18 protein-coding genes are annotated in these 16,203 nt (G+C 55.2%); 7 read left to right on the forward strand and 11 right to left on the reverse strand.

The genetic code is table 11. From position 1 onward, the window contains the following. Positions 1–13: 13 nt before the first annotated feature. Entirely contained in the window at positions 14–1,027 is a 1,014-nt protein-coding gene (locus tag C3708_RS05685; protein ID WP_095284225.1) for an NAD(P)-dependent oxidoreductase, read from the forward strand. Here C3708_RS05685 and C3708_RS05690 read toward each other — a convergent pair whose 3' ends face one another. Both C3708_RS05690 and C3708_RS05695 read right to left on the reverse strand, forming a co-directional pair. After that, positions 1,028–1,855, reverse strand: a complete 828-nt coding sequence (locus C3708_RS05690) for an N-acetylmuramoyl-L-alanine amidase (RefSeq protein WP_103948727.1) — start codon at positions 1,853–1,855, stop codon at positions 1,028–1,030. Further along, a complete protein-coding gene (locus C3708_RS05695) occupies positions 1,852–2,175 on the reverse strand; it encodes a heavy metal-binding domain-containing protein (RefSeq protein ID WP_012016782.1) in 324 nt (107 codons plus the stop codon). The genes C3708_RS05690 and C3708_RS05695 overlap by 4 nt, the downstream gene beginning before the upstream one ends. Before the next feature lie 107 nt (positions 2,176–2,282). Here C3708_RS05695 and C3708_RS05700 point away from each other — a divergent pair, with 107 nt between their 5' ends. The 6 genes from C3708_RS05700 to artJ all read left to right on the forward strand — a co-directional run bounded on the left by C3708_RS05700 (position 2,283) and on the right by artJ (position 6,792). Further along, positions 2,283–2,801, forward strand: a complete 519-nt coding sequence (locus C3708_RS05700; RefSeq protein ID WP_103946902.1) for a lipoprotein — start codon at positions 2,283–2,285, stop codon at positions 2,799–2,801. Between the two features lie 217 nt (positions 2,802–3,018). Then, positions 3,019–3,747 (forward strand): arginine ABC transporter ATP-binding protein ArtP, encoded by a 729-nt coding sequence (gene artP, locus C3708_RS05705; protein WP_095281403.1) that lies wholly within the window; start codon positions 3,019–3,021, stop codon positions 3,745–3,747. A gap of 19 nt (positions 3,748–3,766) precedes the next feature. Further along, positions 3,767–4,498, forward strand: coding sequence for an arginine ABC transporter substrate-binding protein ArtI (gene artI, locus C3708_RS05710; protein WP_095281402.1), 732 nt, complete (start codon positions 3,767–3,769; stop codon positions 4,496–4,498). A 6-nt stretch (positions 4,499–4,504) separates the two neighbouring features. Then, a complete protein-coding gene (artQ, locus tag C3708_RS05715) occupies positions 4,505–5,221 on the forward strand; it encodes an arginine ABC transporter permease ArtQ (RefSeq protein ID WP_103948728.1) in 717 nt (238 codons plus the stop codon). Then, on the forward strand, positions 5,221–5,889 hold the full coding sequence (gene artM, locus C3708_RS05720; RefSeq protein WP_095281400.1) for an arginine ABC transporter permease ArtM: 669 nt from the start codon (positions 5,221–5,223) through the stop codon (positions 5,887–5,889). The genes artQ and artM overlap by 1 nt, the downstream gene beginning before the upstream one ends. 171 nt (positions 5,890–6,060) lie before the next feature. Next, a complete protein-coding gene (gene artJ / locus C3708_RS05725; RefSeq protein WP_103948729.1) occupies positions 6,061–6,792 on the forward strand; it encodes an arginine ABC transporter substrate-binding protein ArtJ in 732 nt (243 codons plus the stop codon). 168 nt (positions 6,793–6,960) lie between these two features. On the opposite strand, the gene C3708_RS05730 is transcribed toward artJ, so the two are convergent. The 9 genes from C3708_RS05730 to C3708_RS05775 form a co-directional block, all read right to left on the reverse strand. Continuing rightward, positions 6,961–8,433, reverse strand: coding sequence for a sensor histidine kinase KdpD (locus tag C3708_RS05730; protein ID WP_103948730.1), 1,473 nt, complete (start codon positions 8,431–8,433; stop codon positions 6,961–6,963). Continuing rightward, the gene (locus C3708_RS05735; RefSeq protein WP_103946905.1) at positions 8,417–9,124 is read right to left on the reverse strand and encodes a response regulator transcription factor; all 708 of its coding nucleotides are present in this window, start codon (positions 9,122–9,124) and stop codon (positions 8,417–8,419) included. The genes C3708_RS05730 and C3708_RS05735 overlap by 17 nt, the downstream gene beginning before the upstream one ends. 212 nt (positions 9,125–9,336) lie before the next feature. Further along, positions 9,337–10,464: a 23S rRNA (uracil(747)-C(5))-methyltransferase RlmC gene (gene rlmC / locus C3708_RS05740; RefSeq protein ID WP_103948731.1), complete on the reverse strand. Its 1,128-nt coding sequence runs from the start codon at positions 10,462–10,464 to the stop codon at positions 9,337–9,339. Between the two features lie 162 nt (positions 10,465–10,626). Beyond that, positions 10,627–11,124, reverse strand: coding sequence for a YbjO family protein (locus tag C3708_RS05750; RefSeq protein WP_217450103.1), 498 nt, complete (start codon positions 11,122–11,124; stop codon positions 10,627–10,629). Between the two features lie 42 nt (positions 11,125–11,166). Then, a complete protein-coding gene (gene potI, locus C3708_RS05755; protein ID WP_103948733.1) occupies positions 11,167–12,012 on the reverse strand; it encodes a putrescine ABC transporter permease PotI in 846 nt (281 codons plus the stop codon). After that, on the reverse strand, positions 12,009–12,962 hold the full coding sequence (gene potH / locus C3708_RS05760) for a putrescine ABC transporter permease PotH (RefSeq protein WP_103948734.1): 954 nt from the start codon (positions 12,960–12,962) through the stop codon (positions 12,009–12,011). Before potH ends, potI begins: the two co-directional genes overlap by 4 nt. Before the next feature lie 9 nt (positions 12,963–12,971). Beyond that, complete coding sequence (gene potG, locus C3708_RS05765; protein WP_157738394.1) at positions 12,972–14,105, reverse strand: putrescine ABC transporter ATP-binding subunit PotG; 1,134 nt, start codon at positions 14,103–14,105, stop codon at positions 12,972–12,974. A 96-nt stretch (positions 14,106–14,201) separates the two neighbouring features. Continuing rightward, positions 14,202–15,314 carry a spermidine/putrescine ABC transporter substrate-binding protein PotF gene (gene potF, locus C3708_RS05770; RefSeq protein WP_095281391.1) on the reverse strand — a complete coding sequence of 371 codons (1,113 nt, stop codon included), beginning with the start codon at positions 15,312–15,314 and terminating at the stop codon, positions 14,202–14,204. Between the two features lie 357 nt (positions 15,315–15,671). Beyond that, entirely contained in the window at positions 15,672–16,148 is a 477-nt protein-coding gene (locus C3708_RS05775) for a YbjN domain-containing protein (RefSeq protein WP_095284224.1), read from the reverse strand. Positions 16,149–16,203 lie beyond the last annotated feature (55 nt).

Below are 16,203 nucleotides of genomic sequence, written 5' to 3' on the forward strand. Positions count from 1 at the left end.
ACAGTGGATTGATATGAAGGTACTGGTTACCGGCGCCACCAGCGGCTTAGGTCGAAATGCGGTCGAGTTTTTGCGTCAGAAAGGCATCAGCGTCAGAGCCACCGGTCGTAACGAAGCGATGGGTAAACTCCTGCAAAAAATGGGCGCGGAATTTATCCACGCCGATCTGACGGAGCTGGTTTCTTCGCAAGCCAAAGCCATGCTCGCCGGTATCGATACACTGTGGCACTGCTCCAGCTTTACTTCTCCGTGGGGCACTCAGCAAGCGTTTGATCTCGCCAACGTGCGCGCCACCCGCCGTCTCGGCGAATGGGCCGTGGCCTGGGGCGTGCGCAACTTCGTGCATATCTCCTCCCCGTCGCTCTATTTTGACTATCACCACCATCGCGATATCCAGGAAGATTTCCGCCCGGCGCGTTTCGCCTGCGAGTTTGCGCGCAGCAAAGCCGCCAGCGAAGAGGTGATCGATCTGCTCGCGCAGTCTAACCCGCATACCCGTTTTACCGTTCTGCGTCCGCAGAGTCTGTTTGGTCCGCACGATAAGGTGTTTATCCCGCGTCTGGCGCAGATGATGCACCACTACGGCAGCGTGCTGTTGCCGCGCGGCGGCGATGCGCTGGTGGATATGACCTATTACGAAAATGCGGTTCACGCGATGTGGCTCGCCAGCCAGACCGAGTGCGATCACCTGGTCTCCGGTCGCGCCTACAACATCACCAACGGCGAACCGCAAACGTTGCGCAGTATCGTCCAGCGCCTGATCGATGAGCTGAACATTCACTGCCGCATCCGTTCCGTGCCGTACCCTATGCTAGACATGATCGCCCGCAGCATGGAACGCTTTGGCAACAAATCGGCGAAAGAACCGGCCCTGACGCACTACGGCGTCTCAAAGCTGAACTTTGATTTTACGCTGGATACCACGCGTGCCGAGACCGAGTTAGGCTATCAGCCGATCGTCACCCTCGACGAAGGGATCGTGCGCACGGCGGCGTGGCTGCGCGATCACGGCAAACTGCACCGCTGATCACCCCTGCCCGTACTTCTCCAGTAACGCTTCGGCAATCGCCAGCGTTTCAGCATCGGCAATACCGTTCCAGAGCTCGGGACGGTAGTGCATCTGGAAGACCATAATCACCCGTTTTTGCTGCGCGGCAGTGCTGTTTTCCGGCACTTCATAGCCGTAACGCGTCAGTAGATCGAGCAGTGTTGTCGTATCTACCGGCTCATACTTCGACTTTCCGTTGAGATAAAACGTCACACGCGCGGGATCGGGCCACGCACCGACGTCCTGCTGGGCCAGCATTTTCCACGGGAACAGCGGGCCGGGATCGTCTTTGCGCTGCGGGGCGATATCCGAGTGGGCGACCACGTTTTCCGGTTTGATGTCGTAGCGGGCGATAATGTCTTTGGCAAGTGGGATCAGCGCCGCAATTTGCGCCGGTTCAAATGGCGTAAAGGTTTTCTCACCGTTCGATTTTTGCCAGCCACGGTTTTCCAGCTCAATGCCGATCGAGGTATCGTTGATACGATTGGTTCCGCGCCAGAAACTGATGCCTGCATGCCAGGCTAAATCTTTCTCCGGCACCAGCTGCCAGATGCGCGGTTTGCCGGAAGGCTCAGGGGGTTTGGCCGGAATGAGATAGTGCGAGCTGACGTTTTTATCCGTGAGCGTCGCCAGCGAGCTGTCAAAATCATCGGCAGTGTAGTGGATCACCAGCACTTTGATGCGCGGATACGCTGCCTGCGCCTGATGGCGCGTATCCAGCTCATAGGCACCTTTATCAACAATCCCTTTTTCTGCGCAGCCTGCCAGCAATAGCGCCAGCAGGAGTGTCGATAATGCGCGTTTCATCGGCGCGTTTTCACCGCGGTGCCGCTGACGCTCACCATCAGCATACTGGCGTCTTTCCCGACCGTTTCGTAGTCGATATCAATGCCAACGACCGCATCTGCGCCCAGCGCTTTAGCCTGCTCGCCCAGCTCTTTAAAGGCGATTTCGCGCGCTTTGCGCAGCTCTTTCTCATAGGCACCCGAACGCCCACCGACGATGTCGCGAATACCGGCGAAAAAGTCGCGGAAAATATTCGCACCAAGAATCGCTTCACCGGTCACGACGCCGCAATACTCTACAATCGGTTGTCCTTCCAGCGTCGGGGTTGTGGAAAATTGCATAATTTATCTCCCTCTTTAGCGTTCAATGCCTTAGCGTAACGGTTGAACAGCATTATCGGTTCGTTACGCTATTATTGAAAGGATAGTTAATCATTAAGGAAATCAACATGCGCTATTCTGCTTTGACGCTTTTAGTGCCGTGCGCGCTGCTGCTCAGCGCCTGCACCACCACGGTGACGCCTGCTTTTAAGGACATCGGGACACGCAGCGGTCCGTGCATTGACGGCGGCCCTGATGCCGTCGCGCAACAGTTCTATGATTACCGTATTTCACACAAGAGCAGCGATCTCACGGCCCTGCGCCCGTACCTGAGTGACAATCTGGCGAAGCTGCTGAACGACGCTTCACGCGATCCGCAGCACAATACGCTGCTTAAATCCGATCCGTTCTCCAGCCGTACCACGCCGCCAGACAGCGCCGAGGTCTCCAGCGCCTCCACCATCCCGAACACCGACGCACGCAATATTCCGCTGCGGGTCAAACTGACCCAGGGCAGCCAGACCTGGCAGGATGAAGTGCTGATGATCCGTGAGGGCCAGTGCTGGGCTATTGACGACGTTCGCTATCTTGGCGGCAGCGTCCATGCCCCTGCCGGTACGCTGCGTCAGTCGATTGAGAATCGTTAGTTCAGAAAAGTTTCCCCCGTAAAATGTGCGGCATTTCGTGAGGAATGCCGACATTTATTCTCGGCCCCAAGACCGCACGAGATTTTGTGCTATGTTTATACATGGATACGGTTTATATTTAACTTTTAACGCATAAATATTGCATAACTATTCTGTCAACGGTACTATCTGCGGCTTCAATTGCTATAGATTGCCTGGATGAGTAAAGACTGCCCCGATGAGTATTCAACTAAACGGCATTAACTGCTTTTACGGCGCACACCAGGCGCTGTTCGACATCACGCTGAACTGCCCTGAGGGCGAAACGCTGGTTTTGCTTGGCCCAAGCGGTGCAGGCAAAAGCTCACTGCTGCGCGTCCTCAATCTGCTTGAAATGCCACGTTCCGGCCAGCTTGAAATCGCCGGGAATCATTTCGATTTCGCCAAAGCCCCTTCTGATAAAGCGATTCGCGATTTGCGTCAGAACGTCGGCATGGTGTTTCAGCAATATAATCTCTGGCCGCATCTGACCGTGCAGCAAAACCTGATTGAAGCGCCCTGCCGCGTGCTGGGTTTAAGCAAAGATCAGGCGCTGGCGCGTGCCGAAAAACTGCTTGAACGTCTGCGCTTAAAACCGTACAGCGATCGCTATCCGCTGCACCTTTCAGGTGGCCAGCAGCAGCGTGTCGCCATTGCCCGCGCGCTGATGATGGAACCGCAGGTTCTGCTGTTCGATGAGCCAACCGCCGCGCTGGACCCTGAGATTACCGCCCAGATCGTCAGCATTATCCGCGAACTGGCCGAAACCAATATCACACAGGTGATCGTCACCCATGAAGTGGAAGTGGCGCGTAAAACCGCCAGCCGCGTGGTGTACATGGAAAACGGTCATATTGTTGAACAAGGTGATGCGAGCTGCTTTGCCGCCCCGCAAACCGACGCCTTTAAAAACTATTTATCTCACTGATGTGTTAGGGAAAATGACAATGAAAAAAGTACTGATAGCCGCGCTGCTTGCCAGCGTCAGCCTTTCCGCTACCGCAGCACAGACGATTCGTTTTGCCATGGAAGCGTCTTACCCTCCGTTTGAATCCATGGACGCCAGCAATAAGATTGTGGGCTTCGACGTGGATTTAGCGAACGCACTCTGCAAAGAGATCGACGCCACCTGCACTTTCACCAACCAGGCGTTCGACAGCCTGATCCCAAGCCTGAAGTTCCGTCGTTTTGACGCGGTGATTTCCGGAATGGACATCACTCCTGAGCGTGAAAAGCAGGTGCTGTTCACCCAGCCGTACTATGAAAACTCGGCCCTGTTCGTCGGCCAGAAAGGCAAAATTGCCGATATCGCCGCGCTGAAAGGCAAAAAAGTCGGGATGCAGAACGGCTCCACGCACCAGAAATTCATTACCGATAAGCACCCGGAAATCACTGTTGTGCCTTACGACAGCTACATGAACGCCAAGCTGGATATGCAGAATGGTCGTATTGATGCGGTGTTCGGTGACACTGCCGTGGTGACCGAGTGGCTGAAAGCGGAACCGAAACTGGCCGCTATCGGCGATAAAGTGACAGACAAAGATTACTTCGGCACCGGTCTGGGTATCGCGGTTCGTCAGGGCAACACCGACCTGCAGCAGAAACTCAATACTGCCCTGGATAAAGTGAAAAAAGACGGTACTTACCAGACCATCTATTCCAAATGGTTCCAGAAGTAAGAGCTGATGAACGAACTTTTTCCATTAGCAAGCGCCGCCGGGATGACCGTCGGCCTTGCCGTTTGTGCACTCATAATCGGCCTGGTGCTGGCGATGATCTTTGCGGTGTGGGAGTCAGCCAAATGGCGTCCCATCGCATGGACAGGCTCGGCGCTGGTGACCGTTCTGCGTGGGCTGCCGGAAATCCTGGTGGTCCTGTTTATCTATTTCGGTTCCTCACAGCTGCTGCTGATGCTATCGGACGGCTTCACGATTAATCTCGGCTTTGCGCAGATTCCGGTGCAAATGCAGATTGAGAACTTCGACGTCAGCCCGTTCCTGTGCGGTGTAATCGCCCTCTCCCTGCTCTATTCCGCCTATGCGTCCCAGACGCTGCGCGGCGCGCTGAAAGCGGTGCCCGTCGGTCAGTGGGAATCCGGCCAGGCGCTGGGGTTATCTAAAGCAGCGATCTTCTTCCGTCTGGTGATGCCGCAGATGTGGCGTCATGCCCTGCCGGGGCTGGGTAATCAGTGGCTGGTGCTGCTGAAAGATACCGCGCTGGTCAGCCTGATTAGCGTCAACGATTTAATGCTGCAAACCAAAAGCATCGCCACCCGCACCCAGGAGCCTTTTACCTGGTATATTGTTGCGGCGGCTATCTACCTGGTGATCACGTTGCTGAGCCAGTACGTTCTTAAACGTATTGACCTGCGCGCAACGCGTTTTGAACGGAGACCAGGCTGATGCTTGAATACTTACCGGAGCTGATGAAAGGGCTTCATACCAGCCTGACGCTGACCGTGGCGTCCATCGTGGTGGCTCTCATTCTGGCGCTTTTTTTCACCATTGTTCTGACGCTGAAAACGCCGGTACTGGTGTGGATTGTTCGCGCCTATATCACCCTGTTTACCGGCACGCCGCTGCTGGTGCAGATCTTCCTGATTTACTACGGCCCGGGCCAGTTCCCGTCGCTGCAGAACTATCCGGTCATCTGGCATCTGCTGTCTGAACCCTGGCTGTGCGCACTGATTGCGCTGTCGCTGAACAGCGCCGCCTATACCACTCAGCTGTTTTATGGTGCGATCCGCGCCATTCCGGAAGGGCAATGGCAGTCCTGCGGTGCGCTGGGCATGAGCAAGAAAGACACGCTGGCAATCCTGCTGCCGTATGCCTTTAAACGCGCGCTTTCGTCGTATTCCAACGAAGTGGTGCTGGTGTTTAAAAGTACCTCACTGGCCTACACCATCACACTGATGGAAGTCATGGGTCACGGCCAACTGCTGTACGGACGCACCTATGATGTCATGGTCTTTGGCGCTGCCGGCCTGGTTTATCTGGTCGTCAACGGCCTGCTGACGCTGCTGATGCGTGTTATCGAAAGCAAAGCGCTGGCCTTTGAGCGTCGAAACTAACTGCATAATCAGTGCATCATTAAAACGGGTAAGTCTAACGACTGCCCGTTTTTTTTATTCAGATAAAAATACTTAATCATATTTATTGCATACAAATTCATTAACTGGCATTGTACGTCCATGCCGGAGACACGGCGCATAATGACAAGATTGACAGACGGGAGCATTAAAATGAAAAAGTTAGTTCTGGCTGCATTACTGGCAACCTTCGCCGCTGGCGCATCGGCGGCAGACAAAATCAACTTCGGCGTATCTGCGACATATCCGCCGTTTGAGTCGCTGGATGCCAGCAACCAGATCGTCGGTTTCGATATCGACCTCGCCAAAGCGCTGTGTAAGCAGATGCAGGCCGACTGTACCTTCACCAACCACGCGTTCGACAGCCTGATCCCGTCTCTGAAATTCAAAAAATACGACGCGGTGATTTCCGGTATGGACATCACGCCAGAGCGTAGCAAGCAGGTCTCCTTTACCGACCCGTACTACGCCAACTCGGCGGTGGTGATTGCGAAGAAAGGCGCGTACACCTCCTTTGATCAGCTGAAAGGCAAACGCATCGGCATGGAAAATGGCACCACGCACCAGAAATACCTGCAGGATAAACATCCTGAAGTAAAAACTGTGGCCTATGACAGCTACCAGAACGCAATCATCGACCTGAAAAATGGCCGTATCGATGGCGTGTTTGGTGATAGTGCGGTGGTGAACGAATGGCTGAAAACCAACCCACAGCTGGGGACCGCGACAGAGAAAGTGACTGACGCGCAGTACTTCGGAACGGGTCTGGGTATCGCGGTTCGTCCGGATAACAAAGCGCTGCTGGAAAAACTGAACGGTGCGCTGAAAGCGATTAAAACCGACGGTACGTATCAGAAAATTAGCGACCAGTGGTTCCCGCAGTAACATTGCATGATTGTGCCGGGTGGCGTCTACGCCTTACCCGGCCTACGGGATCGGGGTTATTGTAGGCCGGGTAAGCGTAAGCGCCACCCGGCATTTCATACAACGGCACATAAACCGGAATTGAGGTTTTTGTAGGTCGGGTAAGGCGCAGCCGCCACCCGACATCTCTTAGAGCGGAACGTAGAACCTGAACTTCGCCCCCGGTTCAAAATCCTGCAAAGAAATCCCGCCTCCGTGCAATTCGAGCATCCGCTTCACAATCAACAACCCCAGCCCGCCGCGATTTTCCCGAGACGCCTGCTGGCTCAGCGCGGAAGGCCGCTGGAACAGTTCATCACGCAATGACGCTTCAATCCCAGGCCCGCTGTCGGTGACTTCAACCTGCAACTGCTCATTTTCCTGCCACACCGACAGCCGAATATCCCCCCCCGATGGCGTATGGCGCACTGCGTTATCCAGCAGATTGGTCACCACTCGCTCGATCATCGACACATCAGCAAATACCAACGGTAACCGTCCCGGCACGTCGATATGCAGCCGAAGCTGGCGCGTCTGCGCGGTCAGCTCAAATTTCTGCGCCACGTCAGAGATCAGCTCCGCCATCGCAAAACGCTCGCGCTGCGGTTTGATGCCACCGTGCTCCAGCCGGGCCAGCTCAAAGAGTTGCTGCGAAAGATGACGCACTTTTTGTCCCTGCCGCAGCGCCGTCGCCAGATATTGCTGATGCTGTTCGGTAGTCAGAGTAGATGACTTCAGCGACAGAGTTTCGAGATAGCCCAGTAACGATGTCAGCGGCGTGCGCAAATCGTGAGAGATATTGGCGATAAATTCCCGGCGCTGGCGGTCGCTGTCGGCCAGTTTGTCCCACTGAGACGTAATCTGGCGCGCCAGTTCAATAAAGGTATTGCGCAACTGAGTGACTTCGTCCCGTGATCCGGGTTCGGGCGTTTGTGCCGCCAGTTGCTTGATCGCGCTGATACTGTCCTGTTCCAGCCCGGAAACCTCCGCCGTTAGCCGTTTCACCGGTCGCGTCACCCAGTACCAGACCAGCAGCCCCGCCAGCAGGGCGAAGCTCGCCACCAGCAGTAAGGACCACATCGCCGTGCTCCAAAGCGCCTTGTGCCACGCCATTTCTGCTAGCGAGTTAAACTCTTCGCCCTGTAGGATGATATACAAATAACCGCGCAACTCCCCGCCCTGGCGTAGCGGCGTCACGCTGAAGACTTTCTGTTTATCGAGGCTCCTGGGATCATCGCCGTACACTGGCCAACTGGTGCCGCTGAGAAAGGTTTGCAGCGGCACCATCGAGATTTTTTGCCGCTGGATATGCCCCGGCGGCGCGGCATCCGCCAGCAGATCGCCGTCGGGTGAGACAACGTACAGCTCAACGCTGGGGTTAAAGGTCATCAACCGATCAAACAGCGGTTTCAGACGGCCGCGATCGACCTGCCCCTGCGCGTCGAGCACCGGTTCGCGCTGGACAATCTGCTGCGCCAGCCCGCTGGAAAGCCGCTGCACCATCGCGTTGCCGTACTGCATGCTGGTATAAAGCTGTACCGCGCAGGCGACGCTGGCACAGAGGAGCAGTAGCAGGATAAACAGCAGTGTCAGACGCTGGCTCAGGCTAAGACGTCGCATCATGGTTCAGCTCCGCAAATTTGTAACCTTTACCCCAGACGGTGCGAATAATTTCCGGTTCGGCGGCATCTTTTTCGATTTTGATTCGCAGGCGGTTGATGTGCGTATTAACGGTGTGCTCGTAGCCTTCGTGCTGATAGCCCCAGACCTGTTCCAGCAGCGCCAGACGGGAGAATACTTCGCCTGGATGGCGGGCAAAAAACCAGAGTAACTCGAATTCACGCGGGGTGAGATCCACCTCTTTGCCGTGCAAACGGACATTGCGCGAGAGCGGATCGAGCGTCAGGCCATGAGCAGAAATAGCCCCGCTGGTCTGCGCCTGTCCCATCGCCTGCTGACGACGAAACAGGGCTTTGATACGCGCAATCAACTCCTGCACAGAAAAAGGTTTTGCCAGATAATCATCGGCACCCGTTTCGAGGCCGGTGATGCGGTCGATTTCACTGCTGCGGGCGCTGATGATGATGATCGGCAGATAGCGGGTGAGCTGGCGGATGCGACGGCAAATCTCCAGTCCGTCGACGTTCGGCAGCATCAGATCGAGGATCACCGCATCCCAGTGCGTTTGATCGAGCAACTGCAGGGCTTTCGCACCGTCCACCTCATGCGTGATCGTGTAGCCCTCATCTTCTAAATTTAGACGCAGCAGCGCGGCGATATCGTTATCGTCTTCCACCAGCAAAATGTGCTTCATCAGTCAGCCTTTATTCACCTTCAATAATTAAAGCTTACCTGATTTTGGGCGGCGAAAGAGTTCACATTTTGTTGAAGATTGTGCGGGGGGGTTGTGTCGGGTAGGTGCGGTCTGATGCCCTCACCCCGGCCCTCTCCCACGGGGAGAGGGAGAAAACACTAAAAATGGTCACTACCGTGACCATTTGCTTTTACCTCGCCACCCGGCATTTCTTACAAACGCACCAGCAGCGTCAGCACTTCATAATGCGCCGTATGCGGGAACATATCGAAAAGCTGCACCCGCTCGACGCGATAACCCGGCAGCCCGGCGATATCTTTCGCCATCGTCTGTGCGTTACAGCTGGAATAGATAATGGTTTTCGGCGCCATCTGGCTAAGATAGTCGCAGAGCGCTTTGCCAATCCCGCGGCGCGGCGGATTGACCAGCACCAGATCCGGCACACTTCCTTGCCCAGTAGCAAACTGTGTCGAATCCAGCGCCTGGAAGTGCAGATCCGTTAAGCCGAGTTCGGCGGCTGACTGTTTTGCACAGGCAATGGCCTCAGCGGAGATTTCTATTCCGGTCAGCTTCATGTTTGGCGTGGCGCAGTGCAGGCCAAAACCGCCGACCCCGCAGAACAGATCCCACATATGATCGATATTTAACGCCTGCACCCAGTCACGCGCGGTGGCATAGAGACGACTGGCAACGACCGGATTGGTCTGGAAGAAACTTTGCGGGCGGACCCACAGCGGCACGCCGTTGAAATTCTCTGCCAGCGCCTGCTGTTCGGTGAGGAAAATCTCTTTCTCCCCTTCCATGATCGCCATGTGCACCGGCTGAATATTGGCGGTAATCAGTTTCAGCTGCGGCAGCTGCTGTTGCAGCCACGGCAGCGCGGCGCGCAGTTGTTCTAGCTTGGTTTCCGAACGCAGCACAAAGCGCAGCATCATGCCGCCATCGAGCTGGCTTTCGGTCAGCAGGAGATATTTCAGCTCACCGCGCTGGCGGGCGACGTTGTAAGGCGTCAGACCGGCGCGAGCGATAAAGGGCTTCAGCGCGGCGAAGACCGACTCAAAGGTGGCGGGATAGAGCGGACAATCGGTCAAGTCTTCCGGCGTGCCGTCGCGATGCAACATGCCCAGCAGCGGTCGTTCGACGCTGCCGCTGACCACCATTTTAGCTTTATTGCGAAAACCCTGCTCCGGGCCACTAACAGGCGCGCACCACTCCGCCACCGGATGCTCCACAAGCAACTGCTGGAGATCGCCCATTTTGGCGGCGAGTTGTTGGGAAACCGGCTGTTCTATCCACTGACAGGAGCGGCAGCGACCGGCGTCATAGAGTGCGCACTGCATAGGAAAACCTTAAAAATTGAGGGGCTGCGATTATACACAAAATCATTCAAGTTGCATCAAGGCGGCAAGTCTGAGAATCCCCAGGAACTTACTCTAGTAAGTGACTGGGGTGAGCAGACGCAGCCAACGCGGAGGCAGCTTGAATGATGAAGTGTATACACATTATTGCAGACGGAAGAAGCGTCGACTGGACCCCGGGATGAATAGCAGGAACAGCACCAGCAGGTCAGGCAGTTTCTGCATCACCAGCGAGCGGAAAATTTCTCGCTTCGATTCCCCGGCAATGCTGAACAGCTCAGGATAGCCGTAGCCAATTGAGGCTGCCCACAGATAACCCGTCGCAATGACCTGCGTCAGGAGATACACCCAGCGCGCCCAGTTGCGCCCTCTCGCCAGCGAAAACGCGCAGTAGATCTCGACGAAAACCAGCATCAGGCTTGCGAAAAAGACCAACGTCAGATTCCATGTCTGCACGCTGCGATGGATAAACTCGCCAATACCCCGCACGCCGAGCATGTTAAACAGCATCAGCAAATCCAGGCAGCGAATCAGAATAATGGCGAGCGCAGCCACCTGCACCAGAGCAGGAACATTCAGGCGCGCATGCGAATGTCGTGATTTGCGAAAAAATCCCACTGTTTTTACTTCCCTGAAAAACAGTGCCGCGACAGGCGCGGCACTTCACTGAGAATTTTAAATGCTTCAGCCGCGTCTTGCACGCTGGATATCACGCACACGCTGTTTTTCCGCCCGCGCCATCAGATACCAGGCGATAAAACCGACAACGCCGACCACGCCCAGAATGATTGACGCCAGGGCGTTGATTTCTGGATTCACACCCATGCGCACGCTCGAGAAAACCAGCATCGGCAGCGTGGTCGCCCCCGGTCCGGAGACGAAGCTGGCGATCACCAGATCGTCCAGCGACAAGGTAAACGCCAGCAGCCAGCCGGAAATCACGGCAGGCATGATCATCGGCAGCGTGATGATGAAGAAGACCTTCAGCGGCGTTGCGCCGAGATCCATCGCCGCCTCTTCGATGGAGTGATCCAGTTCGCGCAGGCGCGACGAAATCACTACCGCCACGTAAGCGGTACAAAACGTGACGTGCGCCAGCCAGATGGTCAGCATCCCGCGATCCGCCGGCCAGCCGATGGCGTGCGCCAGGGCGACGAACAGCAACAGCAGCGACAGACCAGTGATCACATCGGGCATCACCAGCGGGGCGGTGATCATAAACGCAAAGCCATTCGAGCCGCGGAAACGACCAAAACGCACCATCACCATCGCTGCAATAGTGCCTAGAATCGACGCCATCGTTGCCGCGCAGGCAGCAATCGTCAGACTCAGCCCTACCGCGCTCATCATCGCATCGTCGCGGAACAGTTCGCCGTACCAACGCGTCGACCAACCCGCCCAGACCGTCACCAGTTTCGAGCTGTTAAACGAGTAAATCACCAACATCAGCATCGGCGCGTAGAGGAAGGTAAAGCCGAGCACCAGAATCAGAATACGCCACGGGGAGCGCACGACCGGTAAGTTGTTCATCCGTTCCCTCCCATTTGTTTTTGCTGATGTTTATGGAACCACATGATCGGCACGATCAGCAGGAGGAGCATCACAATCGCCACCGCCGACGCCACCGGCCAGTCGCGGTTATTGAAGAACTCCTGCCACAGCACGCGACCAATCATGATGCTGTCCGGGCCGCCGAGCAGTTCCGGGATCACAAACTCGCCCACCGCCGGGATAAAGACCAGCATCGAACCGGCGATAATCCCGCCTTTGGTCAGTGGCACGATCACCTGGAAGAAGGTTTTCAGCGGGCGCGCGCCGAGATCCAGCGAAGCTTCCACCAGCGAGTAATCAATACGCGTTAATGCGGTATAAATCGGCAGCACCATGAACGGTAAATAGGCGTACACAATCCCGATATAGACTGCCAGGTTGGTGTGCAAAATCGTCAGCGGCTGATCGATAACGCCCAGCCACATCAGGAAGTTATTCAGCACGCCGTTGTTTTTTAATATTCCCATCCAGGCGTAAACGCGGATCAGGAACGAGGTCCAGGACGGCAAAATCACCAGCAGCAGCAAAATGTTGCGCGTTGACGGTTTGCTGTGCGCCACCGCCCAGGCGAGCGGATAGCCCATCGCCAGACAGCAGATCGTCGAGATCGCCGCCACCTGCAACGATTGCAGATACGCTTCGAAATATAGTGGATCGTCGGTGAGCTGCAGGAAATTACCGAGATTCAGAGTGATCGACAGCTGCCCGTCGGCCCACTCCATCAGATTGGTGTACGGCGGGATTGCTCGCGCCATTTCCGCGAGACTGATTTTGAAAACAATCAGGAACGGCAGCAGGAAAAGCAGGATCAGCCACACGTATGGCATGGCAATCACCAGCTTGCGACCGTGCGCCATCTGTATGCGCGTCAGCCACTGCGCGAACCCGCCCGGTTTTTGGACGCGGGCCGGTGGTTCAAGTGTACTCATAGCCGCTCCTTATACCGTCAGCACAACGCAACTGTCCGCATCCCAGCACAGACGCACTTCGTCGCCCCAGGTCGGCAGCCCCTTCCGGTAGCGGTGTTCATTTTGCAACTGAGCGCTAATCATCTGCCCACTTTTGAGGCGCACGTGGTAGATCGAGAGATCGCCGAGATACGCAATGTGGACCACTTCCCCGACGGCAAAGTTATAGCCATCGGCTGGCGGCTCGTCGCAGAGCATGATTTTTTCCGGGCGCAGCGCCACGTAAACCGGAACGTTATCGACAATCGATGCGTCCGGGTCAACTTTGAGCGGATGCACCAGCCCCGGTGAGTCAATCACCAGTCCGTTGTCCTGGCGATCCTTCAGCAGCCCTTCGAAGACATTCACCGAGCCGATAAACTCCGCGCTGTAGCGGGTGGTCGGATGCTCGTAAATCTCTTCTGGTTCGCCGATTTGCACGAACTTCCCGCGATTCATGATCGCGATACGTCCGGCCATCGTCATCGCCTCTTCCTGGTCGTGCGTCACCATCACGCAGGTCGCGCCGACGCGCTCGAGGATATCCACCACTTCGAGCTGCATTCGGTCACGTAATTTCTTATCCAGCGCCCCCATCGGTTCGTCGAGGAGCAGCAGTTTTGGCCGTTTCGCCAGGCTTCGCGCCAGCGCCACACGCTGACGTTGACCGCCAGAAAGCTGATGCGGTTTGCGTTTTGCAAACTCCTGCATGTGCACCAGGCTCAGCATTTCCGCAACGCGTGCGGCGATTTCTGCTTTCGGCAGCTTGTCCTGCTTGAGCCCAAAGGCAATGTTCTGCTCCACCGTCATGTGGGGGAACAACGCGTAGGACTGGAACATCATATTAATCGGGCGCTCGTACGGCGGAACGCGGGAGAGATCGACACCATCCAGCATAATTTGTCCGGCCGTCGGAGGTTCAAAACCGGCCAGCATGCGCAGCAGCGTAGATTTTCCACAGCCGGAAGCGCCCAGTAGCGCAAAAATTTCGCCTTTATAAATGGTGAGGCTGACATCGTCCACGGCGTGCTGGCCGTCGAAAGATTTGGTCAGATTACGGACTTCGAGAAGCGGAGTCAGCGCTTTACGGGTTTTCGCCTGCGGGCGGGGGATGGTTTCGTTCACGGGGTGCTCTCCGGCAAAATCTAAAATAGTGCAAACGCACCGGAACAGTGCGCTTCGCCGGGCTGCGTGAAGCCAGCCCGGCGCACATAACGGCTGTTATTTACCGCTTTTCACCTTCGTCCATGCGCGAGTACGCACACGGTCGATTTTCGGATCTTGTACTTTCAGGGTGAACATTTTTGCGCGCACGTCAGCCGGTGGGTAAATCCCCGGATTGTCGCGTACTTCAGCGCTCACCAGCGGCGTCGCTTCTTTGTTGGCGTTGGCGTAGAAGACGTGGTCAGAGATGTGGGCAATCACGTCAGGACGCAGCAGATAGTTCAGGAACTGATAGGCTTCGTCTTTGTTTTTCGCATCCGCAGGCATCGCAAAGACGTCAAAGAACGCCATCGCCCCCTCTTTCGGAATCGAATAGGAGATATTCACGCCATTTTTGGCTTCTTTCGCCCGGTTCGCTGCCTGCCAGACGTCACCCGCCCAGCCGATGGCCACGCAGATATCACCGTTCGCCAGATCGTTGATGTACTGTGAGGAGTGGAAGTAGCGAATGTTCGGGCGCAGCTTCAGCAGCAGATCGGTCGCCGGGCCGGTGTAGTCGTCCGCTTTGGTGCTGTTCGGATCTTTACCGAGGTAGTTCAGCACGGTGGCAAACACCTCTTCCGGTGCATCGAGGAAGGAGACGCCGCAGCTTTTCAGTTTTTCGAGGTTTTCCGGTTTAAGCACCAGATCCCAGCTGTTCACCGGCGCGTCTGCACCCAACGCTTTTTTCACTTTATCGACGTTATAGCCAATACCCGTGGTCGCCCACATGTACGGCATGGCGAATTTGTTTTCCGGGTCGTGTTTGGAAATGAGTTTCAGCAGTTCAGGATCGAGGTTTTTCCAGTTCGGCAGTTTGCTTTTATCCAGCGGCTGGAACACACCGGCGGTGAGCTGACGCTCCAGGAAGCTGGCTGACGGGACGACCAGGTCAAAACCGGTGCTGCCCGCCATCAGTTTACCTTCCAGCACTTCGTTGGAGTCAAAGACGTCGTAGACCACCTTAATGCCGGTCTCTTTTTCGAAATTCGCCACCGTGTCCGGCGCGATATAATCAGACCAGTTATAGATGTGCAGCGTTTTTTGTTCCGCAGCGAGCGTACCGGCAGAGACAGCCATCAGAGCACCCGCAACCAGACCCGATAACCATTTTTTATTCAAGGCGATCATATCGTTATTCCTTATGAAAGCTCGTTAACTATTGTTAACAAACGAACTAAAACCATGCAATTGATGATATGCAAGAATCATGCATATTTTGTCGATCTGCCTGACGCATAAGAAAAATATTTGAGTCAGTTTCCGCTCGCTTTTTTAAGCTCCGCAAGAATAACTGTAGCCCGTGCCCCAGGCTATAGCCCAAATTAAAAAACGCCTTTTATCAATTTTTTATGCAGAATCTGTCTATGTGATAAGCCGAAACGGCCTTCAGGGAGGTGAATAATTCTTTAATGAAAGGTTAACAGCAGAAGAAAATTTGGTGTTACGCAGCCGCTCTGGCAGCGACTGCGTGAATGTCAAAAAGGCCTAGTGCAAAAAAGACTCGCGTGGATCGTTATTCTCCATATCCTCTTCTGTCGTAAAGAGTAGATGGTGTGCGCTGGCTTCGAGCATGACCATAGAAATCTGCTCTTCGCTCAGGCGCATAAACCAGGAAAACTGCTTAAACGATACCCCCGCACCAGAGAATAAAGACTGGCAAACCACCAGCTTTGGCAGATTATCATCCTGTATATCGAGAAATGCTTTCACCGTCAAAGAACCGGCATTAATGGCTGACAAATCAGAGGCCAGAGCCAGCAATGCCGAGGGCTTGACCTCCGCCAGCGCCGAGAAAAGGATAACGTCGTTGATCAGATCGATTTTGGCATCGAACACGCCGTCGAAATTTTGCATATGCGGCAGGTGCAGCGCCTGACAGGAATCACACTCAAAATAAGTGATACCTGCATCATCGAGCCATTGGCGCAATGTATCCAGCGTGGGAACGATCTGTAAGTCCATATCCATAGCAGTGCAGCCTCATCAAAAAACTTCGTCTAGATTACGCAAAAATGAC

This window comes from Lelliottia sp. 7254-16 (assembly GCF_002922995.1).
GTDB lineage: Bacteria > Pseudomonadota > Gammaproteobacteria > Enterobacterales > Enterobacteriaceae > Enterobacter > Enterobacter jeotgali.

Coding starts and splice junctions, on each gene's coding strand:
- artP (WP_095281403.1), top strand. CDS start 3,019: ATGAGTATTCAACTAAACGGCATTAACTGCTTTTACGGCGCACACCAG.
- C3708_RS05685 (WP_095284225.1), top strand. CDS start 14: ATGAAGGTACTGGTTACCGGCGCCACCAGCGGCTTAGGTCGAAATGCG.
- potI (WP_103948733.1), bottom strand. CDS start 12,012: ATGAACAACTTACCGGTCGTGCGCTCCCCGTGGCGTATTCTGATTCTG.
- potF (WP_095281391.1), bottom strand. CDS start 15,314: ATGATCGCCTTGAATAAAAAATGGTTATCGGGTCTGGTTGCGGGTGCT.
- artI (WP_095281402.1), top strand. CDS start 3,767: ATGAAAAAAGTACTGATAGCCGCGCTGCTTGCCAGCGTCAGCCTTTCC.
- artJ (WP_103948729.1), top strand. CDS start 6,061: ATGAAAAAGTTAGTTCTGGCTGCATTACTGGCAACCTTCGCCGCTGGC.
- rlmC (WP_103948731.1), bottom strand. CDS start 10,464: ATGCAGTGCGCACTCTATGACGCCGGTCGCTGCCGCTCCTGTCAGTGG.
- C3708_RS05690 (WP_103948727.1), bottom strand. CDS start 1,855: ATGAAACGCGCATTATCGACACTCCTGCTGGCGCTATTGCTGGCAGGC.
- C3708_RS05735 (WP_103946905.1), bottom strand. CDS start 9,124: ATGAAGCACATTTTGCTGGTGGAAGACGATAACGATATCGCCGCGCTG.
- potH (WP_103948734.1), bottom strand. CDS start 12,962: ATGAGTACACTTGAACCACCGGCCCGCGTCCAAAAACCGGGCGGGTTC.
- C3708_RS05695 (WP_012016782.1), bottom strand. CDS start 2,175: ATGCAATTTTCCACAACCCCGACGCTGGAAGGACAACCGATTGTAGAG.
- C3708_RS05700 (WP_103946902.1), top strand. CDS start 2,283: ATGCGCTATTCTGCTTTGACGCTTTTAGTGCCGTGCGCGCTGCTGCTC.
- C3708_RS05775 (WP_095284224.1), bottom strand. CDS start 16,148: ATGGACTTACAGATCGTTCCCACGCTGGATACATTGCGCCAATGGCTC.
- C3708_RS05730 (WP_103948730.1), bottom strand. CDS start 8,433: ATGATGCGACGTCTTAGCCTGAGCCAGCGTCTGACACTGCTGTTTATC.
- artQ (WP_103948728.1), top strand. CDS start 4,505: ATGAACGAACTTTTTCCATTAGCAAGCGCCGCCGGGATGACCGTCGGC.
- artM (WP_095281400.1), top strand. CDS start 5,221: ATGCTTGAATACTTACCGGAGCTGATGAAAGGGCTTCATACCAGCCTG.